20 protein-coding genes and 1 pseudogene are annotated in these 24,798 nt (G+C 69.9%); 12 read left to right on the forward strand and 9 right to left on the reverse strand.

The window, feature by feature from the left end; translation table 11 throughout:
- A pseudogene (locus AB0N06_RS32715) lies at positions 1-780 on the forward strand (hypothetical protein); the annotation flags it as partial.
- Positions 781-882: 102 nt separating this feature from the next.
- Here AB0N06_RS32715 and lysS read toward each other — a convergent pair.
- The gene (lysS, locus tag AB0N06_RS32720; RefSeq protein WP_366138320.1) at positions 883-2,643 is read right to left on the reverse strand and encodes a lysine--tRNA ligase; all 1,761 of its coding nucleotides are present in this window, start codon (positions 2,641-2,643) and stop codon (positions 883-885) included.
- Positions 2,644-2,777: 134 nt separating this feature from the next.
- Here lysS and argS point away from each other — a divergent pair, with 134 nt between their 5' ends.
- Positions 2,778-4,553, forward strand: coding sequence for an arginine--tRNA ligase (argS, locus tag AB0N06_RS32725; protein WP_366138321.1), 1,776 nt, complete (start codon positions 2,778-2,780; stop codon positions 4,551-4,553).
- 44 nt (positions 4,554-4,597) lie between these two features.
- On the opposite strand, the gene AB0N06_RS32730 is transcribed toward argS, so the two are convergent.
- On the reverse strand, positions 4,598-6,082 hold the full coding sequence (locus AB0N06_RS32730) for a helix-turn-helix domain-containing protein (protein WP_366138322.1): 1,485 nt from the start codon (positions 6,080-6,082) through the stop codon (positions 4,598-4,600).
- Between the two features lie 313 nt (positions 6,083-6,395).
- On the opposite strand from AB0N06_RS32730, the gene AB0N06_RS32735 reads away from it, so the two are divergent.
- From AB0N06_RS32735 to AB0N06_RS32755, 5 genes are all read left to right on the forward strand, one after another.
- On the forward strand, positions 6,396-7,121 hold the full coding sequence (locus AB0N06_RS32735; protein ID WP_366138323.1) for a DUF4232 domain-containing protein: 726 nt from the start codon (positions 6,396-6,398) through the stop codon (positions 7,119-7,121).
- Between the two features lie 151 nt (positions 7,122-7,272).
- Positions 7,273-7,830 (forward strand): AsnC family transcriptional regulator, encoded by a 558-nt coding sequence (locus tag AB0N06_RS32740; RefSeq protein WP_366138324.1) that lies wholly within the window; start codon positions 7,273-7,275, stop codon positions 7,828-7,830.
- 84 nt (positions 7,831-7,914) lie between these two features.
- Complete coding sequence (locus tag AB0N06_RS32745) at positions 7,915-8,454, forward strand: 1,4-alpha-glucan branching protein (RefSeq protein ID WP_366138325.1); 540 nt, start codon at positions 7,915-7,917, stop codon at positions 8,452-8,454.
- A 53-nt stretch (positions 8,455-8,507) separates the two neighbouring features.
- The gene (locus AB0N06_RS32750) at positions 8,508-9,299 is read left to right on the forward strand and encodes a DUF4253 domain-containing protein (protein ID WP_366138326.1); all 792 of its coding nucleotides are present in this window, start codon (positions 8,508-8,510) and stop codon (positions 9,297-9,299) included.
- Between the two features lie 68 nt (positions 9,300-9,367).
- Entirely contained in the window at positions 9,368-9,712 is a 345-nt protein-coding gene (locus AB0N06_RS32755; protein WP_366138327.1) for a DUF983 domain-containing protein, read from the forward strand.
- Positions 9,713-9,966: 254 nt separating this feature from the next.
- Here the strand turns inward: AB0N06_RS32755 and AB0N06_RS32760 are convergent, their stop codons facing one another.
- Entirely contained in the window at positions 9,967-12,141 is a 2,175-nt protein-coding gene (locus AB0N06_RS32760) for a right-handed parallel beta-helix repeat-containing protein (protein WP_366138328.1), read from the reverse strand.
- Positions 12,142-12,423: 282 nt separating this feature from the next.
- Positions 12,424-13,422: a porphobilinogen synthase gene (hemB, locus tag AB0N06_RS32765; protein ID WP_366138329.1), complete on the reverse strand. Its 999-nt coding sequence runs from the start codon at positions 13,420-13,422 to the stop codon at positions 12,424-12,426.
- 277 nt (positions 13,423-13,699) lie between these two features.
- Between hemB and AB0N06_RS32770 the strand changes: the two genes are divergently transcribed.
- Positions 13,700-14,107: a YciI family protein gene (locus AB0N06_RS32770; RefSeq protein ID WP_366138330.1), complete on the forward strand. Its 408-nt coding sequence runs from the start codon at positions 13,700-13,702 to the stop codon at positions 14,105-14,107.
- 8 nt (positions 14,108-14,115) lie between these two features.
- Complete coding sequence (locus tag AB0N06_RS32775) at positions 14,116-15,261, forward strand: DUF6596 domain-containing protein (RefSeq protein WP_366138338.1); 1,146 nt, start codon at positions 14,116-14,118, stop codon at positions 15,259-15,261.
- A gap of 208 nt (positions 15,262-15,469) precedes the next feature.
- On the opposite strand, the gene AB0N06_RS32780 is transcribed toward AB0N06_RS32775, so the two are convergent.
- The 5 genes from AB0N06_RS32780 to AB0N06_RS32800 form a co-directional block, all read right to left on the reverse strand.
- Positions 15,470-17,137 carry a bifunctional uroporphyrinogen-III C-methyltransferase/uroporphyrinogen-III synthase gene (locus tag AB0N06_RS32780; protein WP_366138331.1) on the reverse strand — a complete coding sequence of 556 codons (1,668 nt, stop codon included), beginning with the start codon at positions 17,135-17,137 and terminating at the stop codon, positions 15,470-15,472.
- Entirely contained in the window at positions 17,134-18,120 is a 987-nt protein-coding gene (gene hemC / locus AB0N06_RS32785) for a hydroxymethylbilane synthase (RefSeq protein WP_366138332.1), read from the reverse strand. The genes AB0N06_RS32780 and hemC overlap by 4 nt, the downstream gene beginning before the upstream one ends.
- Positions 18,117-19,619, reverse strand: a complete 1,503-nt coding sequence (locus AB0N06_RS32790) for a glutamyl-tRNA reductase (RefSeq protein WP_366138333.1) — start codon at positions 19,617-19,619, stop codon at positions 18,117-18,119. Before AB0N06_RS32790 ends, hemC begins: the two co-directional genes overlap by 4 nt.
- Complete coding sequence (locus tag AB0N06_RS32795) at positions 19,616-20,389, reverse strand: redox-sensing transcriptional repressor Rex (protein WP_366138334.1); 774 nt, start codon at positions 20,387-20,389, stop codon at positions 19,616-19,618. The genes AB0N06_RS32790 and AB0N06_RS32795 overlap by 4 nt, the downstream gene beginning before the upstream one ends.
- A gap of 272 nt (positions 20,390-20,661) precedes the next feature.
- The gene (locus AB0N06_RS32800) at positions 20,662-20,937 is read right to left on the reverse strand and encodes a glutaredoxin family protein (protein ID WP_366138335.1); all 276 of its coding nucleotides are present in this window, start codon (positions 20,935-20,937) and stop codon (positions 20,662-20,664) included.
- 158 nt (positions 20,938-21,095) lie between these two features.
- Here AB0N06_RS32800 and AB0N06_RS32805 point away from each other — a divergent pair, with 158 nt between their 5' ends.
- The 3 genes from AB0N06_RS32805 (at position 21,096) to AB0N06_RS32815 (ending at position 24,583) form a co-directional block, all read left to right on the forward strand.
- Complete coding sequence (locus tag AB0N06_RS32805; protein WP_366138336.1) at positions 21,096-22,040, forward strand: HAD-IB family hydrolase; 945 nt, start codon at positions 21,096-21,098, stop codon at positions 22,038-22,040.
- A 365-nt stretch (positions 22,041-22,405) separates the two neighbouring features.
- Positions 22,406-23,182 carry an ECF subfamily RNA polymerase sigma factor, BldN family gene (locus tag AB0N06_RS32810; protein ID WP_114245171.1) on the forward strand — a complete coding sequence of 259 codons (777 nt, stop codon included), beginning with the start codon at positions 22,406-22,408 and terminating at the stop codon, positions 23,180-23,182.
- 210 nt (positions 23,183-23,392) lie between these two features.
- The gene (locus AB0N06_RS32815; RefSeq protein ID WP_366138337.1) at positions 23,393-24,583 is read left to right on the forward strand and encodes a DUF5667 domain-containing protein; all 1,191 of its coding nucleotides are present in this window, start codon (positions 23,393-23,395) and stop codon (positions 24,581-24,583) included.
- Positions 24,584-24,798: the final 215 nt, after the last annotated feature.

A 24,798-nucleotide genomic window follows, 5' to 3' on the forward strand; every position in this document is an offset into this window, starting at 1 on the left:
CGCCGCAAGGCGCCCGTCGAGTCCCTGATGCCGCTGCGGCTCGCGAAGTTCGGTGTCCCACTGGCCGACACCGGCCCGGCCGGCCTGGCCGCAGCCGGCATCGAACCGGCCCTGCTGCCACCGGCCCCGGCCGCCGTCGAAACGGTCCACCCCCAGGCCGAGCTGCCGTACGCCGCACAACAACAACAGCAGCAGCACGCCGAGCCCCGGCAGCACCCGCAGCAGCCCCAGCAGCAGTACGCCCACCCCTCCGACCCGCCCGCAGAGGAGTGGCCCCTGGAGGGCCCCGGCGCGCACGAGAGTCCCTGGTTCGCGGCGCCGCAGGCCGCGGAGGGCACGTACGAGGGCGCGTACGACCCCACGTACACCGAGACCCCGGAGCCCGCCCCGGTCATGATCCCGTCGGGCCCGGGCGACCGCACCCGTCCCCTGGGCGACGTGGGCACGATCGGCGCGGTCCCTCGTCCCCGCAGCGAGCAGCCCCTGCCGGAGCAGCTGGAGCAGCCGCAGGGCCCGCCCCAGGAGGAGCCGCAGCCCCAGCAGGAAGCTGATCCGGCGGAGTGGGCCGAGGCGGAGATCGAGTTCGGCAACGTCGCGTACAAGGCGTACTCCGACCTCACGCACGAGCACCAGGTCCACCCGAGCGTCGAGGTCCTCGACATAACGCTCTCGGACGTCCACGGCGTCAGCCACCCGCGCAGCACGGCCCTGCTCCGGCGCCTGCTGCCGGGCTTCAAGCAACGCTTCGACAACGAGATGGCCGAGAACCACATCGCGTAGCCACCGCCGAGTCCGTCCGCCGCACGAGAACGGACCGGGACCGGCAGGACAAAAGGGCCGTCACCCGCATCACCGGGTGACGGCCCTCCGTACGACCGACTCCTACGCGCCCAGCAGCTTCCGCACCCGGTCCGCGCCGACGGCCAGCAGCAGCGTGGGCAACCGCGGACCGGTGTCACGGCCGACCAGGAGCTGGTACAGCAGCACGAAGAACGACCGCTGCGCGGCCTTCAGCTCGGGCGTCGGCTTGGCGTCCGACTCCAGCCCCGCGAGGACCTTCGGCACCCCGTAGACGAGCGTCGTGAGCCCGTCCAGCGACCAGTGCGTGTCCAGCCCGTCCAGGAGCAGCCGCAGCGACCGGTGCCCCTGGTCGTCCAGTGAGCCGAGCAGTTCCTTGTCCGGCTCACTGCGGACGATGGTGCGGGCGTCGACGGGGACCTGGTTGGTGATCCAGTTCTCCGCGCGGTCGAGGCGCGGCCGCGCCTCGTCGAGCGAGCCGATCGGGTTCTCCGGGTCCAGCTCGCTCAGGATGCGCAGCGTCTGCTCGTCGTGGCCGGCGGTGATGTCGACGACGGACGCGAGCGTGCGGTACGGCAGCGGGCGCGGCGTGCTCGGCAGCTCACCGGCGGCCGTGCCGATGGCACGCGCGTACGCGGCGGCGTCGGCGGGCAGCACGGAGCCGTCGGCGACCTTGCGCGCCAGCGAGTCCCACTCGTCGTACAGCCGCTGGATCTCCTGGTCGAAGGCGATCTTGAAGGACTGGTTGGGCTTGCGGCGCGCGTACAGCCAGCGCAGCAGCGGTGCCTCCATGATCTTCAGCGCGTCTGCCGGGGTCGGCACGCCGCCCTTGCTGGAGGACATCTTCGCCATGCCGGAGATGCCGACGAAGGCGTACATCGGGCCGATCGGCTGCACACCGTCGAAGACCTCGCGGACGATCTGGCCACCGACGACGAACGATGAACCGGGCGAGGAGTGGTCCACGCCGCTGGGCTCGAAGATCACTCCTTCGTATGCCCAGCGCATCGGCCAGTCGACCTTCCAGACCAGCTTGCCGCGGTTGAACTCGTTGAGCCGGACGGTCTCGGCGAAGCCGCAGGCGTTGCAGGTGTAGTTCATCTCGGTCGTGTCGTCGTCGTACGACGTGACCGTGGTCAGGTCCTTCTCGCAGTTGCCGCAGTAGGGCTTGTACGGGAAGTAGCCGGCCGAGCCGCCGCTGCCGTCGTCCTCGCTCGCCGCGCCGGAACCCGCCTCGGCCTCCAGCTCGGCCTCGTCGACCTTCTTCTGCTGCGGCTTCTTGCCGCCCTTGGCGCCTGCCGCCGGGTCCTTCTTCGTGCGGTACCGGTCGAGGACCGCGTCGATGTCGGCGCGGTGCCTCATCGCGTGCAGGATCTGCGCGCGGTACGTCCCCGCCGTGTACTGCTCCGTCTGGCTGATGCCGTCGTACTCGACACCCAGCTCGTCCAGCGCAGCCGTCATCGCGGCCTTGAAGTGCTCCGCCCAGTTCGGGTACGCGGACCCGGCCGGCGCAGGCACGGACGTCAGCGGCTTGCCGATGTGCTCGGCCCACGACTCGTCCACGCCGGGGACGCCGGCCGGAACCTTGCGGTACCGGTCGTAGTCGTCCCACGAGATCAGGTGGCGGACCTGGTACCCGCGGCGGCGGATCTCGTCCGCGACCAGGTGCGGGGTCATGACCTCGCGGAGGTTGCCGAGGTGGATCGGGCCCGACGGGGAAAGACCGGACGCGACGACGACCGGTTTGCCAGGCGCACGACGCTCCGATTCGGCGATGACATCGTCCGCGAAGCGGGAGACCCAGTCGGCCTCGGTGCTGCTCTGACTCTGAGCCACGGTCGGCACGTCCTTCTCTCTGGTAGGGCTCGTAGGGGCACTGTCCATTCTCCCAGGTCCACCCGGCAGTGCGAAAACGGCTTTACAGTGCGTGGGATACTGGGCGTGATCCCTTGTACCCCTACGGAAACGGCAGCCATCCCATGGCCTCGGTCAATTCCCTCGCTTCCACGCTCCAGCAGCAGCTCGCGGACGCCCTGACGGCAGCACTGCCGGATGCCGGCACCGCGGACCCGCTGCTGCGCCGAAGCGACCGGGCCGACTTCCAGGCCAACGGGATCCTGGCCCTCGCCAAGAAGCTGAAGGGCAACCCGCGCGAGCTGGCGTCCCAGGTGACGGCCGCGATCCCGGCGGGCGACCTGATCAAGGAGATCGAGGTCTCCGGCCCCGGCTTCCTGAACATCACGCTCAGCGACAAGGCCATCATCGAGACCCTCGCCGCGCGGGCCGCGGACGACGAGGGCCGGCTCGGTGTGCCGTACGCGCAGAACGCCGGCACGACGGTCGTCGACTACGCCCAGCCGAACGTGGCGAAGGAGATGCACGTCGGGCACCTCCGCTCCGCGGTGATCGGTGCCTCGATGGTGGAGGTCCTGGAGTTCACGGGCGAGAGCGTGGTCCGCCGCCACCACATCGGCGACTGGGGCACCCAGTTCGGCATGCTCATCCAGTACCTGATCGAGCACCCGCACGAGCTGGACCACAAGGACGCCGACGAGGCGGACGGCGAGGCCGCCATGTCCTCCCTCAACCGGCTCTACAAGGCGTCGCGGGCGCTCTTCGACTCCGACGAGGAGTTCAAGGCCCGCTCCCGGGACCGGGTGGTGTCGCTCCAGGCCGGTGACGAGGAGACGGTCGCGCTCTGGCAGCGGTTCGTCGACGAGTCGAAGATCTACTTCTACTCGGTCTTCAACAAGCTCGACATGGAGATCCGCGACCCCGACATCGTCGGCGAGTCCGGCTACAACGACATGCTCGAGGAGACCTGCCGGATCCTGGAGGAGACGGGCGTCGCCGTCCGCTCCGAAGGTGCGCTGTGCGTGTTCTTCGACGACGTGAAGGGCCCGGACGGCAACCCGGTCCCACTGATCGTCAAGAAGACGAACGGCGGCTACGGCTACGCGGCGACCGACCTCTCCGCGATCCGTGACCGGGTCCAGAACCTCAAGGCGAACACCCTGCTGTACGTCGTGGACGCGCGGCAGTCACTCCACTTCAAGATGGTCTTCGAGACGGCCCGCCGGGCAGGCTGGCTGAACGAGGACGTGAAGGCGCACCAGTTGGCGTTCGGCACGGTCCTCGGCAAGGACGGCAAGCCGTTCAAGACCCGTGAGGGCGAGACGGTCCGGCTGGTCGACCTGCTCGACGAGGCGATCGAGCGGGCGACGGCCGTCGTGCGCGAGAAGGCCGAGAAGGTCGGCCTGACCGAGCAGGAGATCGTCGAGAACGGCGAGTACGTCGGTATCGGCGCGGTGAAGTATGCCGACCTCTCGACGTCCGCAGTCCGGGACTACAAGTTCGACCTGGACCAGATGGTGTCGCTGAACGGCGACACCTCCGTGTACCTCCAGTACGCGTACGCCCGGATCAAGTCCATCCTCCGCAAGGCGGGCGAGACCCGGCCGGTCGCGCACCCGGAGCTGCAGCTGGCCCCGGCCGAGCGTGCGCTGGGTCTGCACCTGGACCAGTTCGGCGAGAACCTGGCCGAGGTGGCGTCGACGTACGAGCCGCACAAGCTGGCCGCGTACCTCTACCAGCTGGCCTCGCTCTACACGACGTTCTACGACCAGTGCCATGTGCTGAGCGACGACAACCCCGCCGAGGTGGTCGAGAACCGGCTCTTCCTCTGCGACCTGACCGCCCGCACCCTCCACCGGGGCATGGCGCTGCTCGGCATCCGGACCCCCGAGCGCCTCTGACCGGGACACCCGCCCGTACGCACCGGCCCGGTGGCTGTGACCCGTTACTCCTTGGTCACCCACTGGGCCGTGTCGTGCCGGTACACGTACTGCGGCCGCACCTTGATGCTGCTGGTACGGAACGGCTTCCCCCCGTCGTCGATGCGCAGCGTCCCCGCCCGGCCGCCGCTGCTCCACTCCAGCTCCAGATACCAGCTGACGTCGTGCCCTTCGACATGGGCGTCGAGGTCGAACACCTCCACATCTGTGGAGGACACCCGGAACGGGAAGTCCTTCGGCGGCACCCGCTCGTCCCTCTGCTGCCCCGCCACCGGGGTGAGGACCGGCCGGCTGTCGTCGAGGTCGATGTCGAAGGACTGCGGCGTGATGCCGCTCCCGCAGCCATCCCCCATCGAGTACGCCGACCACGGCAGCGGCGCCTTCCGGGACAGCGTCCGCACGTGCAGTCCGTTCAGCACGACAGCCTGCCCCGACTTCCCCTGCACGGTGAGTTCGAGCAGCATGCTGCCACCGTCCACCCCGCCGAGCGCCCTGGCCCAGCCGCGGGTGTCCTGCGGTGCGGGGGGCGGAGGTACGTCGTCCGGCTTCTGGTCCAGTACGTAGTACTGGCCGCAGGGCTCTTCCCAGTTGTACGAGCTGATGGTGGCGGTCAGCGGCACGCCCCCGCTCTGCTGCCCACCCGGCCCGGCTCCCGCGCCGTGTCCGCCGGACGGGGCGGAGGCGTCGCCGCGCGCCGGGGACGAGGCGCTCGCCGAGCCGGACGGTACGGGTGTGCCCGACTTCTTCGCCCGGCCGGGCAAGGCGGTGACACTCGCGCCGAGGCGGGGCAGGGCGGACGCGGGCCCGTCCGTTTCCTCGCCGTCCACGGCGGCGGCGTTGCTGAGCTCGTCGGCGTCCGTGCCCGACATCTTGCTGACGACGATCGACGTGGGCACGGCCAGCGCGACGACGGCGACGGCCGCGAACAGCACACGCACCCGCGGGGAAGACAGGAACCGCCGGGGCCGGCTCGCTCCACCGGCCACGATCGCGGCTTCGGAAGCGGGCACGGGTGCGGGCGTGGGCATCGACGCCGGCACCGTCGCGGGCGTGCCGCCACTGTGCCCGCCCGCTTCCGCGCCCCGGCCTTCGGGCGAATCCCCGGCCCCGGCCCTGCCCTCGTCCCCCACCTCGGAGCCACGAACCGCACCCGGAACCATGTCCGAAACCGCATCCCGAACCGACTCCACAGCCACGCCCGAGACCGCGCCCCGGACCGGCTCCGCACCGGCGGCGCGGCGCCGTCGGGCCGCATCAGCCACGATCCACCGCCGGTGCAGCTCCACCAGCTCATCCGCGCTCGCCCCGCACAACCGCGCCAGCCGTTCCACCGGGGCGTACTCATTGGGCACGGCATCACCGTTGCAGTACCGGTGGAGCGTCGAGGTGCTGACGTGCAGTCTTCCGGCGAGAACCCCGTAGCTGCGCCCTGAACGGTCCTTCAGTTCCTTCAGCAGAGCCGCGAATTCCACGGCTTCCGGCGTCGCCACTGCGGCGTTCCCCCTCCTGGTCCGTCCCGGAACACCGTTCCAGGGACGTGGAATCTGCCCAGGTCACGGTACGCGCAAGCATTCCGGCTTCCCCAATGGGCCAGTCGGCGTTGCGTCCGAATTCCGGCGTCCCACAGTCTGTGATCACACCGCAGAGACCATCGGGACGACGCAGTGCGAACCCGTTTCCGCATCGAGCTGATCGATGCCGTGGCGATCGTCGTAGTGATCGTGTCGACCGCGATCCTCACGGTTCTGATCTGCCGGCACTGACTGAACAGCCTCACCAACACACACGGGGAGTACCACCACCATGCGCAGCATCCGCACCACCGCCCTCGCCGCGACCGCCCTCCTGGCCGCCCTCTCGCTCACCGCGTGCAGCGACAACAACGGCGGTGACAACGGCACGGCGGGAGCGGCGGCTCCGGCAGGGAGCACCGTCGACCAGCAGTCCCCGGCCGCCGCCGCGCCGGACTCGGGCAAGGACGCCAAGGACACGGACAGCACGTCCGACGCCCCTGCCGACAACACGGCGGCCCACTCCAAGGGCTCCACCTCCGGCACGGGCGGCCAGAAGAGGAACACCGGCGACAAGGGCACCGGCAACGGCTCCCCCGTCACCTGCATCGGCGAGAACACCAAGGTCACCGTCAGCAAGGTGAGCCGCCCCATCAACCACCTGCTGCTCACCATGACCAACAGGGGCTCCCGCGCCTGCAACGCGTACCACGCGCCCAAGCTCCGGTTCGACGACGCGCAGTCCGTCTTCCGGATCCTCGACGACAGCAAGCCGCAGGCCGTGGTCACGCTCGCCCCGGGCCAGTCCGCGTACGCCGCCATCGGGCTGACCGGTGACACGGACCTGAAGAACCAGCACAAGGCCACCCATCTCTCGGTGTACTTCTCCGCCAAGGACCCCTCGGGCTCCACGGACACCGCCCCGGCCGAGCTGACGCTCCCGGCCGACACCTACGTGGACGATCAGGGCTTCGTCACCTACTGGCAGAGCGACATGGCCGACGCCCTCACGTACTGAGCGGACCGACCCCGCAGACCGCACGGGCCGCACGAAGCCTGCGATCTTCCCTTCCAGGAAGGGCAGTTGATCAAAGAACCGGAGGACGTCCCGACGGAGGGGGCGAGATACCCACCCGCCCCGGGCTGTCGAGCCGAGGGGAACCGCTCAGGTGGATCTGGACCACACCGATCTGGCCGTCGTCCGCGAACTGCAGACGGACGGCCGCCTGACGTACGAGACGCTGGCGCAGCGCGTCGGCCTCTCCCGGCCCGCCACCCGCGCCCGGGTGCAGCGGCTGATCCTGGACGAGCTGGAGCGCGACGGGCGGCTGCCCTTCGCGGAACTGGAACTGGCCGAGCGCGTGGGCCTCTCACCCGGCGCCGCCCGCGCCCGCACACTGCGCCTCCTCGACGGCGGCGTCGCCAAAGTGCTCGCACTGGTGCGCCCGGAGCTGCTGGGGCTGGGCTTCCTGTGCGGGTTCGCCGTACGACTGGACGGCGAGCGGGACCCGGTCGCCCGACACCTGGCGGCCTGGGACCGGGTCTCGTTCCTCTCCGCCTGCGTGGGGCGCGCGGAGCTCGTCGGAACAATCAGCGCGGAGTCGCTCGCGGCGGTGCGCGAGACGCTGGAGGACATGCGGGCCTGTACGGGCGTACGGGCGGTGGAGAGCTGGATCCATCTGGAACTGATCAAGGAGCGCTGCGACCTCACCCCCAACCCGTCCTGACGGGAAGCCCCTCCCCCTGCGACCGCGCCGGACGATACAGAAGCCTCATCCGCCGTTGCGGACTCCCCGCACGTACGGCTCCTCATGAATGTCCCCCGGTCGAAAGCAGGCCTTCTCATGCACCACCACCCCGACGCGTCGGGGGACCACCCGGTCACGTACCAGGTGCCGTTCAGCTACCGAGGCGCACCGGTCGCAGGCGCGGACGCAGCGCTCATCGGCACCACCGAGCACGGGGTGCTGGGGAAGCGATGGGTCTACGACGGGACGCGTGACCCGGTTCTCGTCGCCCAGTTGTTCGCGCTGATCGTCGGCGAGGCCGAGCCGCAGATGCAGAGCACGAGCGACACCCCCGACCCATCCGTCATCGGTTGGTTCGCGGAGTCCGGCGCCACAGCGGCGATCGCCTCCACGACCGTGACCGACGACCCGAGCGGTACGGATCTCCTCGTGCAGACGGCAACGGACGGGCACCGGCTGGCCATCCACATCAACCGCGTTCTCCAGCCCGGCCGGGACACCGTCGGGCAGGAGGCCCTGGGACACGTCACCGCGGGCTGGCCACTCCCCGACGGGACGACGGCGCGGACCGTGTTCGCCGTCGTTCACCCCGCACACACGTAGCTCCACGAGCGGTATCAGCGCGGCTGTCAGTGACCGCGTCTAGAGTCGCGACCATGGCGACGCTCCCGAACCCGCTCCCGACCCTGGCCACGTCAGGGATTCACCTCCCGCCCGGTGCTCTGGTCGACGTGACGATCGACGGCCCGTGGCACGAACCGCTGCTCTGGGTGGCCGACGGGCCCGCATCCCCGGGGACGTGGGACGCTCTGCGCGCGGCCGGGCGGGCGGTGGGACTGCTTCCCGTGCTGATCGATGGCGGCCGGCGCGACCAGTGGCCCGACACCTGGGATCTGGACCCGGACAGTACGTCGTACCCCGGTGACCACGATGCCGAGGACGTGCTCGGCGAGTACTGGGACGACTGCGCACCCGACGAACTCGACGCCGACGAAGAGGAATGGCCGGGGCTGGCGCCCGTCCCGGCCGCCGAGGAGCGGGTTTCCCCCGACGATCTGGCGGCCGAGATCGCGGACGAGTGCACCGGTCCGGACGGCTGGTACCCCGGCTCGCGGGCGGCGCTCGTCCCGGCCCGCCGCAGTGCGGACATACCGGCGGCGATCGGCTGGTCGGGACCGGTCAACTACGAGGACGACGTGGCACGCCTCTGCGCGGTACTCCGCTCCTGGGAGGACCGCTTCGGCATACGGGTCGTGGTGCTGGGCTTCGACACCCTGACCGTCTCGGTCGGGCGACCGCCCACCACACTCGCGGAGGCACAGGCGGTTGCCGCCGAACACTTCGCGTTCTGCCCGGACAACATCGAGCAGAACCCTCCGTACAACCTGGACGTCTACGCCGAGAAGATGGTGCTGAACCAGGAGACCTGGTCGTTCTGGTGGGACTGAGCAGGACGTCACGGGACTGAGTACGACAACTCATGCGACCTTCCCTGACGTCGAGTTGACTCCTATGCATGCCCGAAGACGTCATGAACGCCCGTCCCCAGCGTGCCTGGATCGCGTCGCTGATCTCCACGATCGTGACGCTCCCGCTCGCGTTCTCCGCCCTGGTTTTCGGCGGGATCTCGCCGATGACCTGCGACTCCTGCTCGCAGGCCGACTCGGACCGGTTCGACAGCAGCTTCGGTCCCGCCTGGACCGTTCTCTGCTGCGGTCTGGTTCTGGCACTCGTCGTACTGGTAGCGAGTTGGGTGTTCTGCCGTCGCAAGCCTCCGGCCGGTGTCGTCCTCGCCGTGTCCGCACCCGGAACCGTGTTCTTCGCGTGGGTGACGTTCATGGCCCTGGTCGACTGGCCCTGACCGCCGCCGTGCATAGCTCCCTGGCCGCCGTCGAGGAGTACGGGCCCGGACGAGGCCCGCACCGGCCTGTTGCGTGCCCTCACCCACGACCCGGACCTGGGCGTGGCGACGACCCGCATCCTCACGGCGTGGGGCCGGAAGGCCGACGCCCGGTGACCTGAGCCGGAGATTCCCTGATGATTCTGCGCGCGTGGCCGGAGCTGCGGCCAGGCGCCCACTGCGGGCAGCGCTGCCGGAAGGGCCTCTCGTCCGGATCACGCCGGGCTCGCGTGATCCGGACGAAAGACCGTGCGGACGGTGCCCGCTACTGAACCCTGAAACTGTCGACGATCATGTAGTCGCCCGTCTTCATCACGCCCTTGATGGTGTGCGCACCGGGAGCGAGCCCGGTCGCGCTGAAGACGGTCTTCTGGTGCACGCGCGTGGCGTTGTGGTTGTCGATCGTGCCCCCGGACCGGCCGTCGATGAAGAGCTCGACCTCGCCCTCGTCGGTGTTGACCTGGGTGAGGAGATCGATCGCGGTCCCGTTGAAGGCGAGCTCGACTGCTCCTGGCCATGTCGACCTGGATCAGGCTGTAGGGGGTGTCGGTGACGAAGACGTTCTTCTCGACGGTGTCGCCGCTGTCCGCGAACCAGACGTGGAAATGCGCGCCGCCGTTGACGAAGACGTTGTTGCGTACGGTCCGGTGGAAGCCTTCGCGAAGCTTGACCCCTCCGTTGAGCAGCACGTTGTCCTCGATGAGGTAGTTCGAGCTGCCGTCGTCGAGGTCGATGTCCCAGTGCGACGAGTGCCGGATCCGATTGTGTCGGATGACGGTGGTCTCCATCGCGTCCAGCTTCGCGTACGACTTCTTCGTGGCGTCGTCGGCGGACAACGGCCAGAAACGGTCACGGCCCCAGGAGTTGAAGGGGCCGTGGTCAGACGTCTCCTTGACGCAGTTGAAGATGTCGTTGTTCTCGATGAGGTGGCCTCCCCAGGTGCCGTCGTTGATGTCAATGCAGGCGCGGGGACCGTCGTGGATGGTGTTGCCGTCGACGGTGACGCGGCGGCTCATCGATATCTGCACACCGGAGGTCTGTTTCTCGAACTGCCCGTTGTCGTGCAGGTAGTTGTCGCGGATGGTGATGTCGCGCGGGTAGTTCTCGCTTTTCGGTCCGGGCCGGATGTCGCTGATGATCCTGCGCATGCTGTCCCAGGTGGACGGCTCGCGGACCGCGTCCGGGTTGCCGATGACCGCGACGTCGGAGGCCCCCGAGTGGCTGAATTCGTTGCCCGAGACGACGCCGTGGCTGTTGTGCCCGTCGATCAGGAGGGCGTTGCCGCCGAGCTGGTCGAAGCGTGAGTCGCGTACGGAGACGTTCTCGGTGTTCTTCAGATGGACGGCGGCCACCCGTGCCAGGGCCCAGTCGCCGAGCTGGAGCTTCTCGTACGGCTGGTTGAACAGGGTGCGGTGGGTCCGGGTGAAGGTGAACCCGGAGAAGGTCAGGTCGCGGACGGCGTCGCCCGGCCCGTTGCCCTCCACCCGGATCAGCTCGTTCTGCTCGGCCGTGTCGACCTGGGCCCCTGCGGGGTCGACCCCTGCCGGGGGATAGAAGTACAGCTTCCCGGCGGGCTTGTCGTAGAACCACTCGCCGGGCGCGTCGAGTTCCTCGAAGACGTTCTCGACCATGCGGTACGTGGCGTGCAGCCCGCTACCCCGGTTGTTGTCACCGACCCAGGCCAGCTCGGGCGTGCCGTCCGCCTTCACACCGGTGACCTTGAAGGAGTTCCCGCCCCACATCCCGTCATGCAGACCGCGCACGAGTGCCGTCGTCGGATTCTTCCAACGGGCCACGCGCTCGGGGGAGATGGCGTCCGGCGCGTACCCGCCGAGGATCGCCGTGTCCGGGTCGTAGTCGGGGTAGCGGGCCAGCGTCTGCCGCTGCCCGTCGACGAAGAGCCCGTCGAAGTCGAGGTCGGCTCCGATGTCCGCGACCTTGATCGAACCGGCGAAGGACCTCCAGCGGGGCGCGAGCGAACGGCCGCCGCTGATGACGACACGCTCACCGGGCGCCGCGAGGTAACGGACCGGAGCCCCGGCCGTACCGGAGTCGGCCGTGGTGAACTTCAGGGCGGACCGCAGCCGGTACGTACCACCGTGCACCACGACGTCGACCGGTCTTCGCTGCGCCACCCCCTCGTGCAACGTCGTACGGACGGCCTTCTGGGCCTGCTCCAGTGTCCGGAACGGCCGGGCGGCCGAGCCGTTGGCGCGGTCGCTGCCGGTGGCCGACACGTGGAGGACGACCGGTTTCGCGCCCTTGTCGTGGGCGGAGGCGGGGACGACGGGCAGGACGGCCAGCCCGGCCCCCGTCGCGGCTGCCACGAGCGCAGTCAGCACTGGGGGCGGAGTCGGGCGGCTGGAACTCGAACCTGGAACAGTGCGCACGGGCACTCCTCATCGACGGTCACGTCGTGTTGGCTTCCATGAAAGCCAGGCATCCAATGTCTATGCCCAACTTCTGCGAGTTGTACGGGGATTACCGCGCCGCAAGCTATAAATACATCGGATGATCGTCAAGGGCTTGAACTAAAAAGAGTCCCCGCCCGTCCCGGCATCGGGACAGAGGGGGACTCACTGGACCGGCAGCGATCACTCAGGACAGCGATCGCTCAAAGGCGGTCACCGACGCCGAGGACGACCCGCGCCCGACGCCTGCTTCACCTCCGCTCAGCGCCGCCCCAGTCGCTGCGCGACCTCCGTCGCCCAGTACGTCAGGATCATCTGCGCACCCGCGCGCCGGATCCCGGTCAGGCTCTCCATGATTGCCGCGTCGCGGTCGATCCAGCCCTTTTCGGCGGCGGCCTCGATCATCGCGTACTCGCCGCTGATCTGGTACGCAGCGACCGGCACGTCCACCGAGTCGGCGACCTTCGCCAGGATGTCCAGGTACGGTCCGGCCGGCTTGACCATGACCATGTCGGCGCCCTCTTCGAGGTCGAGCGCCAGCTCGCGCAGGGACTCACGGCTGTTCGCAGGGTCCTGCTGGTACGTCTTGCGGTCGCCCTTGAGCGAGGAGCCGACCGCCTCACGGAACGGCCCGTAGAACGCCGACGAGTACTTCGCCGTGTAGGCGAGGATCGAGACGTCCTCGTGGCCCGTCTGGTCGAGCGCGTCACGGATGACACCGACCTGGCCGTCCATCATGCCGCTGGGGCCGACCACATGGGCACCCGCATCCGCCTGGACCTGGGCCATCTCGGCGTACCGCTCCAGCGTCGCGTCGTTGTCGACGCGGCCGTCGGCGGTCAGGACGCCGCAGTGACCATGGTCCGTGGTCTCGTCCAGGCACAGGTCCGACATGACAACGAGGTCGTCACCGACCTCTTCGCGCACCGCGCGCAGACCGACCTGAAGAATGCCGTCCGGATCGGTGCCCGCCGTCCCCCGGGCGTCCTTCTTCTCGTCCACCGGGACACCGAAGAGCATGATCCCGGAGACCCCGGCCGAGACCGCGTCGACCGCGGCCTTCCGGAGGGTGTCCAGGGTGTGCTGCTGGACACCGGGCATGGCCGAGATGGCGACGGGCGCCGTGATGCCCTCGCGCACGAACGCGGGCAGGATCAGGTTCGCCGGGTCGAGCCGTGTCTCGGCGACCATCCGTCGCATCGCCGGGGTCGTCCGCAGTCGCCGGGGGCGGGAGCCGGGGAAGTTTCCGTACACAGTCATCCTTCGACGATAGACCCGTACACATCACCGTCTTACCGACACCTGTGCCGGAAAAACGGCTCTTCGTAGATCAGCCCGGGTCGGCTCGTTCGGCTGATCGAGGCCTCGTACCGTCTCGCCCTCGCACCACGTCGTGGACCCGGACACCACGGGAAGGCTCATCCGGGCTCATCCACGAGAGCCAAAAAACGGGGGCGATGTCGAGAACCCGTGACTGGCTCCGTCCCCGCAGTGAATGCGACCACAATGGGTCGCACCAGCACCGAGGAGAAACACGATGGCCAAGTACCTGCTGCTCAAGCACTACCGCGGCGCCCCGGCTCCGGTCAACGACGTGTGCATGGACCAGTGGACGCCGGAGGAGATCTCGGCGCACATGCAGTACATGAACGACTTCGCGGCCCGGCTCGAGAAGACCGGCGAGTTCGTCGACGGTCAGGCGCTCGCCCCCGAGGGGACATGGGTCCGGTACGACGGTGAGGGGCGCCCGCCGGTCACCGACGGCCCGTTCGCCGAGACCAAGGACCTCATCGCCGGCTGGATGGTGATCGACGTCGACAGCTACGAGCGCGCCATCGAGCTGGCCGGGGACCTGTCGGCCGCCCCCGGGGCGGGCGGGGAGCCGATCCACGAGTGGCTCGAGGTGCGCCCGTTCCTGGCCTGTCCGCCCACCATCACGGAGTGACCTCGTCGATGAACGAGGCCCTGCTCCGGAGCCTCACGCCGAGCGTGCTCGGAATCCTCGTCCGTCGCGGAGCCGACTTCGCGGCGGCCGAGGACGCCGTGCAGGACGCGCTGGTCGAGGCGGTCCGCGTGTGGCCGGCCGACCCACCGCGGGACCCGAAGGGCTGGCTGGTCACCGTGGCCTGGCGCCGGTTCCTCGACGCGACCCGGGCGGACGCCGCCCGCCGCCGGCGTGAGGACCTCGTCGACGAGGAGCCGGCGCCCGGACCCGCACCCGCGGTGGACGACACGCTCCAGCTCTACTTCCTGTGCGCCCACCCGTCGCTGACGCCGTCGTCCGCGGTCGCGCTCACGCTGCGCGCCGTCGGCGGGCTGACCACCCGCCAGATCGCCCAGGCCTACCTCGTGCCCGAGGCGACCATGGCGCAGCGCATCAGCCGTGCCAAGCGAACCGTCTCCGGCGTGCGGTTCGACCAGCCCGGCGACGTCGCCACCGTGCTGCGCGTCCTCTACTTGGTCTTCAACGAGGGCTACTCCGGCGACGTCGACCTCGCCGCCGAGTCCATCCGGCTCACCCGGCAGCTCGCGGCCGCGATCGACCACCCCGAGGTGGCGGGGCTGCTCGCCCTCATGCTGCTCCACCACGCCCGGCGCGCCACCCGGACCGCGCCCGACGGCAGCCTGGTGCCGCTCGCCGAGCAGGACCGCGGCCGGTGGGACACCGAGTCGATCGCCGAGGGCGTCGAGATCCTGCAGGCGGCCCTCGCCCGCGACCGGCTGGGCGAGTTCCAGGCCCAGGCCGCCATCGCGGCACTCCACGCCGACGCACCCACCGCCGAGGAGACCGACTGGGTGCAGATCGTCGAGTGGTACGACGAGCTCGCGCGCCTGACCGACAGCCCGGTCGTCCGGCTCAACCGCGCAGTGGCCGTCGGCGAGGCCGACGGACCGCGCGCCGGGCTGGCGGCGCTCGCGGCGCTGAACGACTCACTGCCCCGCCACGCCGCGGTGGCGGCGTACCTCCACGAGCGCGACGGCGACCTGGCGACGGCGGCACGACTGTACGCCGAGGCGGCCCACAAGGCACCCAACCTCGCCGAGCGCGATTACCTGACGCGCCAGGCCGCCCGGCTCAACGCCCGCCGGTGTCGATGACGGGTCTCGCTCGGATTTTCCCGCAGCACTTGGCGCGGCCCCGTGGCCGGAGCGGTCGCCTCACAGGGAGTAGGCAGGTCGAGACTGGCTGCACGACGCGTTGCCGACGGGGCAGCTTGGCGACGACAGCGCCGGAAAACTGACGGAGAACGGGCAGGGGCCCGGCTGCCGAAGCAACCGGACCCCTGAACACTCCCGACCCGGCCGGTCAGGTAGTCGTACGACGCCTGCGCGCACCCGGACGCCGCTCGCTCGGCCGCGTCACCGGGTCACCGGCCTCCTTCGCCGCCTCCCGGCGCTGCGCGCCGAACTCGGCGAGCGCCTCGGCCAGCTTGTGCACCGACGGCTCCGGGGAGAGCACGTCGACCCGCAGGCCGTGCTCCTCCGCGGTCTTCGCCGTGGCGGGGCCGATGCACGCGATGACCGTCACGTTGTGCGGCTTGCCCGCGATACCGACCAGGTTCCGGACGGTCGACGACGAGGTGAAGAGCACCGCGTCGAACCCGCCGCCCTTGATCGCCTCACGGGTGTCGGACGGCGGCGGCGAGGCGCGGACCGTGCGGTACGCGGTGACGTCGTCGACCTCCCAGCCCAGGTCGATGAGGCCGGCGACGAGCGTCTCCGTGGCGATGTCGGCGCGCGGCAGGAAGACGCGGTCGATCGGGTCGAAGACCGGGTCGTACGGCGGCCAGTCCTCCAGCAGACCGGCGGCGGACTGCTCACCGGACGGCACCAGGTCCGGCTTCACACCGAAATCGATCAGTGCGGCGGCGGTCTGTTCGCCGACCGCGGCAACCTTGATCCCGGCGAAGGCACGGGCGTCGAGCCCGTACTCCTCGAACTTCTCCCGGACCGCCTTGACCGCGTTGACGCTGGTGAAGGCGATCCACTCGTAGCGACCCGTGACGAGGCCCTTGACCGCACGCTCCATCTGCTGGGGCGTACGCGGCGGCTCGACGGCGATCGTCGGGACCTCGTGCGGCACGGCGCCGTACGAACGCAGCTGGTCGGAGAGCGACGCCGCCTGCTCCTTCGTCCGCGGCACGAGCACCTTCCAGCCGAAGAGCGGCTTGGACTCGAACCACGAGAGCTGGTCGCGCTGGGCGGCGGAGCTGCACTCACCGACCACGGCTATGACCGGCTGGTGCCCGTCCGGCGACGGCAGCACCTTCGCCTGCTTCAGGACCTGGGCGATCGTCCCGAGGGTCGCCGTCCAGGTGCGCTGGCGCGTCGTCGTGCCGGCGACCGTCACGGTCAGCGGGGTGTCGGGCTTGCGGCCCGCAGAGACCAGCTCGCCCGCGGCGGCCGCGACCGAGTCCAGCGTCGTCGAGACGACCGCCGTGGCATCGCTCGCGCCGACCTCGGTCCAGCAGCGGTCCGAGGCGGTCCGGGCATCGACGAACCGGACGTCGGCGCCCTGCCTATCACGCAGCGGCACGCCGGCGTACGCGGGCACGCCCACGGCGTTCGCGACACCCGGCACGACCTCGAAGGGAATGCCGGCGGCGGCACAGGCGAGCATCTCCGCGCCTGCGTTCCCGTCCAGGCCCGGGTCTCCTGAGACGGCACGGACGACCCGCCTGCCGCCCTTCGCGGCCTCCATGACAAGATTGGCCGCGTCCCTGAGAACGGGCACTCCGGCGGCTGTTGACGTCACGTCAACAACAGCCAGCTCGGGCGTGCTGACGCCTGCCCGCGCATGGCCGCGGACGACGCCGAGAACGTCCGGCTCGGCGACAAGGACGTCCGCGCTCGCGAGCGCCTCGACAGCGCGCAGAGTCAGCAGTCCCGGATCGCCGGGACCGGCGCCGAGGAAGGTGACGTGCCCTGCGGACAGGACCGGAAAGTCGGATGCGGCGGGGCCGGTGGGGCTCAAAGTGCTCGCTCCCCCATAAGACCGGCCGCACCCTTGGCAAGCATCTCGGTCGCGAGCTCGCGACCGAGGGCCGCCGCGTCGTCGGGCGACGTGGGGACGGGACCGGTGGTGGACATCTGTACGAGCGAGGAACCGTCGGTGGAACCGACGACACCGCGCAGGCGCAGTTCGTTGACAACCTGTCCGTCGACCAGGAGGTCGGCCAGCGCACCCACAGGTGCGGAGCAGCCGGCCTCCAGGGCGGCGAGCAGGGCGCGCTCGGCGGTCACGGCGGCCCGGGTGTACGGGTCGTCGAGCTCGGCGAGTGCTGCGGCGAGGTCCGCGCTGGTTGCAGCGCATTCGATCGCCAGTGCTCCCTGGCCGGGAGCGGGCAGGACGGTGTCGACCGACAGGAAGTCGGTCACCTCACCGGTCCGGCCGAGGCGGCTGAGCCCGGCCGCGGCGAGAACCACCGCGTCCAGTTCACCGCTTCGTACAAATCCGATACGCGTATCGACGTTGCCGCGGATCGGCACGGTCTCGATGTCGAGGCCGTGACTGCGGGCGTACGCGTTGAGCTGCGCCATGCGGCGCGGCGAACCGGTACCGACGCGGGCACCGGACGGAAGCTGCTCGAAGGTCAGCCCGTCCCTCGCCACCAGCGCGTCGCGCGGGTCCTCGCGCACCGGCACGGCGGCGAGGACGAGGCCCTCGGGCTGTGCGGTCGGCAGGTCCTTCAGCGAGTGCACGGCGAAGTCCACCTCGCCGCGCAGCAGCGCCTCGCGCAGCGCCGCGACGAACACACCGGTGCCGCCGATCTGCGCGAGGTGCTCGCGGGAGACATCTCCGTACGTGGTGATCTCGACGAGCTCGACGGCGCGCCCGGTCACCTCACTGACCGCGTCGGCGACGAGGCCGGACTGCGCCATGGCGAGCTTGCTGCGCCGGGTGCCCAGCCGGAGCGGCGCGTCGGTCTGCGCGCGCTGGGATGAGTTGTCGGTCATGACCGCCCTCGATTCGGGTCGTTCAGGTCTGCCCGGGAGACGGCGGCGACCGTCTGCGGGTCGAGGTCGAAGAGTTCCCGCAGCGCATCGGCGTACCCGGCGCCGCCGGGCTCGCTGGCGAGCTGCTTGACCCGCACGGTGGGCGCGTGCAGGAGCTTGTCGACGACGCGGCGCACGGTCTGTGTGATCTCGGCGCGCTGCTTCTCGTCCAGGTCGGGGAGGCGTCCGTCGAGCCGTGCGATCTCGCCGGCCACCACATCGGCGGCCATCGTGCGCAGGGCGACGACGGTCGGTGTGATGTGGGCGGCGCGCTGGGCGGCACCGAACGCGGCGACCTCGTCGGCGACGATGGTGCGCACCTGGTCCACATCGGCGGCCATCGGGGCGTCCGCGGATGCCTCGGCGAGCGACTCGATGTCGACGAGGCGCACACCGTCGAGGCGCGTCGAGGCGCCGTCGATGTCGCGCGGCATCGCGAGGTCGAGCAGGGCGAGCCTGACCGGTCCGGCGGACTGGGACTGCGCGGGCACGGTGGCCCGGCGGACGGCCCGTACCTGCGCGGTCGTGGTGGCGGAGCCGTTCTCCACCCACGCGGCGTGCTGGTCCAGGTCGGCGGCGGGCACGGCGGGCGCCGGGGGCGCGGTGACGGCCGCGTCGAAGGGCAGCCCGAGCGCTCCGGCGACGGCTTCGGCGGTCAGCACGAGACCGGTCGCACCGGTGCAGGAGACGACGACATCGGCACGTGTCAGTTCGTCGGAGACCGCGGCCATCTCCACGGCGCGGGCAGTCACTCCCGTACCACCGGGCTGCTGAAGGATCTCGACGAGCCGGTCGGCGCGGGCCCTGGTCCGGTTGGCGACGACGATCTCGGCGACACCGGTACGGGCCAGCGTGGCGGCAGCCAGCGAGGACATCGAACCGGCGCCGATCACCAGGGCGCGCTTGCCCTTCGCCCAGACGGCGACATCGGCGCCGTCGGTGAGCTGCTCCAAGCCGAAGGTGACGAGCGACTGCCCGGCGCGGTCGATCCCGGTCTCGCTGTGGGCACGCTTACCGACCCGCAGGGCCTGCTGGAACAGGTCGTTCAGCAGCCGGCCGGCGGTGTGGAGCTCCTGCCCCAGCGCGAGCGCGTCCTTGATCTGGCCGAGGATCTGGCCCTCGCCGACGACCATCGAGTCCAGCCCGCACGCCACCGAGAAGAGGTGGTGGACGGCCCGGTCCTCGTAGTGCACATAGAGATACGGAGTGAGCTCGTCCAGCCCGACCCCGCTGTGCTGGGCGAGGAGCGTGGACAGCTCGGCGACACCGGCGTGGAACTTGTCCACGTCGGCGTACAGCTCGATGCGGTTGCAGGTGGCCAGCACGGCGGCCTCGGCCGCGGGCTCGGCGGCAAGGACGTCCTGCAGCAGCTTGGCCTGCGTCCCGGCAGCCAGCGAGGCCCGCTCCAGTACGGAGACGGGAGCGCTGCGGTGGCTCAGTCCGACGACAAGAAGACTCATGCCGGCATCACGGCGGGAACGTCCCCGTCGGGTCCCTTCCGGCTGCTGTCCGTGGCGGCACGCACGGGCGGCGCGGCCGGGTCGACACTGCTCTCGCCGGGGGCTTCATCGCCCGCCTTCCGCTGCTCGTGGAAGGCAAGGATCTGGAGCTCGATCGAGAGGTCGACCTTGCGGACGTCGACGCCGTCGGGCACGGAGAGCACCGTCGGCGCGAAGTTCAGGATGGAGGTCACGCCCGCGGCGACGAGCCGGTCGCAGACCTGCTGTGCGGCACCGGCGGGGGTCGAGATGACACCGATCGACACGCCGTTGTCCCTGACGATCTTCTCCAGCTCGTCGGCGTGCTGGACGGGGATCCCGGCGACGGGCGTACCCGCCATCGCGGGGTCGGCGTCGATCAGCGCGGCGACCCGGAAGCCACGGGAGGCGAAGCCGCCGTAGTTGGCGAGCGCGGCGCCGAGGTTACCGATACCGACGATGACGACCGGCCAGTCCTGGGTGAGCCCGAGTTCGCGGGAGATCTGGTAGACGAGATACTCGACGTCGTAGCCGACGCCACGCGTCCCGTACGACCCGAGGTAGCTGAAGTCCTTGCGCAGCTTGGCGGAGTTGACCCCCGCCGCCGCGGCGAGTTCCTCGGAGGAGACCGTGGGGACCGAGCGCTCGGAGAGCGCGGTCAGTGCGCGGAGATACAGCGGAAGCCGGGCGACGGTGGCCTCGGGAATTCCTCGGCTACGGGTCGCCGGTCGGTGAGTTCGGCCAGTTGCCACGGTGCTCCTGCGGGATGAGCGGGGCTGCAGGCGGCCGTATGTTCCAAGACCGCCCCGTCGAATGCAGGCTATGTCTTTGTGAACGTGTGCACAAAGATAGTGTCCGTTTTGTCCGGTCAAAGTGACCGGGGTCACGCACATTCGTCGCGCGATCCCGGAACCATGGATCGCATCAGCCCGTTGCAGGCCCGAAGGGGGCAAGACGGTACACACTCCTCACAACTACACCCCCGAGACCACCCAAAACGCCCATGATGGTAACCGGGTTTCCCTCAGGAAAGCAGCGCCCTGCGCAGCCTCGCCGGGTCCACCCGCCAGAACGTGTGCTGTTCGTTATCAATGAGGACAACCGGAATCTGCTCCCAGTACTCCCGGTGCAGCTCCTCGTCCTGGGTGATGTCCTTCTCCTCCCACGACGCGCCGGTCTCCTCGCAGACCTCCCTCACCACGAGCCGCGCGTCGTCACAGAGATGACAACCGGGCTTCCCGACCAGGGTCACGACACGGTCCGCGGGCTTCTTCTTCGTACGACGCAGCAAGGCACTCATGCCTTTATTCTGCGCCGCCCGCCGGCCGTTTCCGGAGCCCGTCAGGCGCCGATCCGTTACGTCCGGAATCACCCGCTTAACAATTCGGTCCGCGAGAGTTCACGCCACCGCATCCCGGCACGTCGGGAAAGGCTGAACGGACTGGCTATGCTCACGACATGGCCGCTCTTGGATGGCTCACACCCCGTAGGCGTTCCGCGACAGCACTGAGCGTGCTGGCAGGCGAGGCAGCAGCCGAGGCAGCGCGGAAGTCGTCACTCCCCGCCGGGGGATCCACCGGCACGGCCCCCGTCACGACCGAGGAGCCGGAACCGGCCTTCCCGGTCGTCGGCGACGAACGGGCCGCCGCCTTCTTCGACCTGGACAACACCGTCATGCAGGGCGCGGCGATCTTCCACTTCGGCCGCGGCCTGTACAAACGCAAGTTCTTCCAGCGCCGCGAGCTGACCCGGTTCGCCTGGCAGCAGGCCTGGTTCAGGCTGGCCGGCGTCGAGGACCCGGAACACATGCAGGACGCCCGCGACAGCGCCCTGTCCATCGTCAAGGGCCACCGGGTCTCCGAGCTGATGTCCATCGGCGAGGAGATCTACGACGAGTACATGGCCGACCGCATCTGGCCCGGCACCCGCGCCCTCGCCCAGGCCCACCTCGACGCCGGGCAGAAGGTCTGGCTCGTCACGGCCGCCCCGGTGGAGACGGCCACGATCATCGCCCGCCGCCTCGGCCTGACCGGCGCGCTCGGCACGGTCGCCGAGTCCGTCGACGGCGTCTACACCGGCCGCCTGGTCGGCGAACCGCTGCACGGGCCCGCGAAGGCCGAGGCGGTCCGCGCCCTGGCCGCCGCCGAGGGCCTCGACCTGGCGCGTTGCGCGGCGTACAGCGACTCGCACAACGACATCCCGATGCTGTCCCTGGTCGGACACCCGTACGCGATCAACCCGGACACCAAGCTCCGTAAGCACGCCCGGGCCCTGGACTGGCGACTGCGCGACTACCGCACGGGCCGCAAGGCGGCCAAGGTCGGCATCCCGGCCGCTGCCGGCGTCGGCGCCCTCGCGGGCGGCACCGCGGCCGCGGTCGCCCTGCACCGCCGCCGCCGCTGACCCCCGGACACACCGACCACGTGGCCCGGCCCCGCCTCGGGGGCCGGGCCACGCCCGGCCGCGCCGCCAATCGGGACCCCTTACCCACCGACCGCTCCCGCCAGTCGGATTGCGCGCAGCCGACCACAACCCGTCGCGGCCGCAGCCAGATCACGAAGTATTCCGATCAATATCTGGTCACGATGTGCTACTTGATGCGCCTCATAGTCGCTACAGAAGCGACGGAATCGGTGATTTGAGCAACTGGGTGTAGCGCTGCCTGTACGAAGCGTTATTCTCCTCAGACGCATTCCGGACCGTCCACTCACTACGACGAGTGACGGTTTCGCACTGCACGTGATGGAAGCTCTGCCTCTGGGAGTCCCGTGTACCCACACGTCGGGGTTGACGCCTCGGGCCTGGCTACGCTGCGCGCAACGGTCGCCGACCGCTTGCGCGGCTTCGTCCCCACCGCGTACGCCGTACCCGCCTTTGCCACCCCTGCACCTGTCGGCCCTTGCTACGCCCTGGCCGAACGCGGTGCGGCGGTCGGAAGACGCAGCAACCGCGGCGCAACGACCACGTCCACCGTTCGTCGGCCGACCGCCGACAGCGACAGCGCGCGCATGATGGATCTCGTCGAGCGCGCACAGGCCGGTGAGGCTGACGCCTTCGGCCGTCTCTACGACCAGTACAGCGACACCGTCTATCGCTACATCTACTACCGGGTGGGCGGCAAGGCGACGGCGGAGGATCTCACCAGTGAGACCTTCCTGCGCGCCCTGCGCCGCATCTCGACCTTCACCTGGCAGGGCCGCGACTTCGGCGCCTGGCTCGTCACGATTGCCCGCAACTTGGTCGCCGACCACTTCAAGTCCAGCCGGTTCCGACTGGAAGTGACCACCGGAGAAATGCTCGACGCCAACGAGGTCGAGCGCAGCCCCGAGGACTCCGTCCTGGAGTCCCTCTCCAACGCCGCACTGCTGCAAGCCGTGCGCCGACTCAACCCCCAGCAGCAGGAATGCGTGACGCTGCGCTTCCTGCAGGGCCTCTCGGTCGCCGAGACGGCCCGCGTGATGGGCAAGAACGAAGGCGCGATCAAGACTTTGCAGTACCGCGCCGTCCGCACCCTCGCCCGACTGCTGCCGGACGATGTCCGCTGAGAACACCCTCGGCGACTCCCCGATCACGCACTGGTCCGATCATCTTTCGTGCGTAACCCAAGTGCCGCGCCACTCGTTGTGCCGGTTGCAGGCCCCCTGTCGTCACTCCATGTCCGCCCACACTCACTCATTCGTGTGGAAGCGCTCAAGGTGTGCAACCTTCCGGACCCCCAGGGGAGTCGACCGTCATGACGAGAGGAGGTGCCGCCAGTGATCGCAAACGTTTCGACACACCGGCGGGCGAACGCCTTCGCCCAGGCGCTGGAGGAGCAGGAGCTCCAGGGTGCGGCGGCCGTACAGCCCGAGGAACCGGCCGAACCGGCCGACCACGGAACGCTGTTGGCCCTGGCGAACGGCCTCGGTGAGCTGCCGAGACCGGAGTTGGATCCCGAGGTCAAAGTGGTGCAGCGAGCGCGGCTCGTGGCAGCCATGGAGGCCATGTATGCCGAGGGTGGCGCGTCCACGGGCCCTACGGTGCCCGAACAACGGAGCAAGGGGGCCCACCGGGCCTCCCCGCTCCGCAAATTGCGCCCCCGCTCCCGCTGGACGAAGGGGCTCGCCGCCGGCGGGCTCACCGTCGGCGTCGCCGCGGGAGCCTTCGGCGGAGTAGCCGCTGCCAGTTCCGACGCCCTTCCGGGTGATTCGCTGTACGGGCTGAAGCGCGGCATGGAGGACATCCACCTCGGTATGACCAACGGCGATACCGACCGCGGCGAGGTCTACCTCGACCAGGCATCGACGCGGCTGAGCGAGGCCCGCAGGCTCATGGAACGCGACCGCGCGGGCGATCTGGACCACGAATCACTGGGCGAGATCAGGCGCACGCTGAACGGCATGACGCACGACGCCACCGAGGGCCACCGCCTGCTCCACGCCGCGTACCAGCGCGACGGAGCACTCGGCCCGATCCAGACCCTGGACTCCTTCTCCCGCAACCACCGCGGGAGCTGGAGCAGCCTGCGCGACCGGCTGCCGGTCCAGCTGACGGACGTCGGGGACGAGGTCAGCTCGGTCTTCGAGGCCATAGACGAAGAGGTCGCACCGCTGCAGTCTCTGCTGCCCCGCACCCCGGACCGGAACACCGACTCGCAACAGTCCGGGTCGTCCCAGCAGTCCGACGACCCGTCCCTCACCGACAGCCCGGCGCCCTCGCCCCCCGAAGCCTCACAGGGCCGGCGGGGCGACACCGACACCCCGGACCCGTCCGGTTCCGCCTCCACCCCGGCCGACGGCCTGATCGCAGGCGGCACGGACAGCCTCCTGGACCCCCCGTCACCGGGCGCCACCCCGTCCACAACGGGCAGGGGATCCACCCCACCCACCCCGGACGTCACACTGCCCCCGCTGCTCCCCGGGCTGCTCCCAGGCCTGGGAATCAACAACGAGAGCGCAGACGACTAGGAGTTTGCTGAAGATCTTGCTTCGACTGCCCGACTTGCCCCGCTTCGCCAGTAAATGTTGATCGGGGCAATCTGGTGCAAGTCGGGCGCGATTCCAAGATCGTCAGCGCACTCCTAGGGCGTGTTTCGAAAGTAGCGTCGTCCGCCCGTAGGGCGGGCCAGGCGGGACTTTCGAAACACGCCCCAGGGGGAGACCCCTGGCCCCGACCGTCCACA

This window comes from Streptomyces sp. NPDC051020 (genome assembly GCF_040683105.1).
Classification (GTDB): Bacteria; Actinomycetota; Actinomycetes; order Streptomycetales; family Streptomycetaceae; genus Streptomyces.

Excerpts from the sequence above, each read along its gene's own strand:
- argS (WP_366138321.1), top strand. The coding sequence starts at position 2,778 with ATGGCCTCGGTCAATTCCCTCGCTTCCACGCTCCAGCAGCAGCTCGCG.
- AB0N06_RS32735 (WP_366138323.1), top strand. The coding sequence starts at position 6,396 with ATGCGCAGCATCCGCACCACCGCCCTCGCCGCGACCGCCCTCCTGGCC.
- AB0N06_RS32745 (WP_366138325.1), top strand. The coding sequence starts at position 7,915 with ATGAATGTCCCCCGGTCGAAAGCAGGCCTTCTCATGCACCACCACCCC.
- AB0N06_RS32750 (WP_366138326.1), top strand. The coding sequence starts at position 8,508 with ATGGCGACGCTCCCGAACCCGCTCCCGACCCTGGCCACGTCAGGGATT.
- AB0N06_RS32755 (WP_366138327.1), top strand. The coding sequence starts at position 9,368 with ATGCCCGAAGACGTCATGAACGCCCGTCCCCAGCGTGCCTGGATCGCG.
- hemB (WP_366138329.1), bottom strand. The coding sequence starts at position 13,422 with ATGACTGTGTACGGAAACTTCCCCGGCTCCCGCCCCCGGCGACTGCGG.
- AB0N06_RS32770 (WP_366138330.1), top strand. The coding sequence starts at position 13,700 with ATGGCCAAGTACCTGCTGCTCAAGCACTACCGCGGCGCCCCGGCTCCG.
- AB0N06_RS32775 (WP_366138338.1), top strand. The coding sequence starts at position 14,116 with ATGAACGAGGCCCTGCTCCGGAGCCTCACGCCGAGCGTGCTCGGAATC.
- hemC (WP_366138332.1), bottom strand. The coding sequence starts at position 18,120 with ATGACCGACAACTCATCCCAGCGCGCGCAGACCGACGCGCCGCTCCGG.
- AB0N06_RS32790 (WP_366138333.1), bottom strand. The coding sequence starts at position 19,619 with ATGAGTCTTCTTGTCGTCGGACTGAGCCACCGCAGCGCTCCCGTCTCC.
- AB0N06_RS32800 (WP_366138335.1), bottom strand. The coding sequence starts at position 20,937 with ATGAGTGCCTTGCTGCGTCGTACGAAGAAGAAGCCCGCGGACCGTGTC.
- AB0N06_RS32805 (WP_366138336.1), top strand. The coding sequence starts at position 21,096 with ATGGCCGCTCTTGGATGGCTCACACCCCGTAGGCGTTCCGCGACAGCA.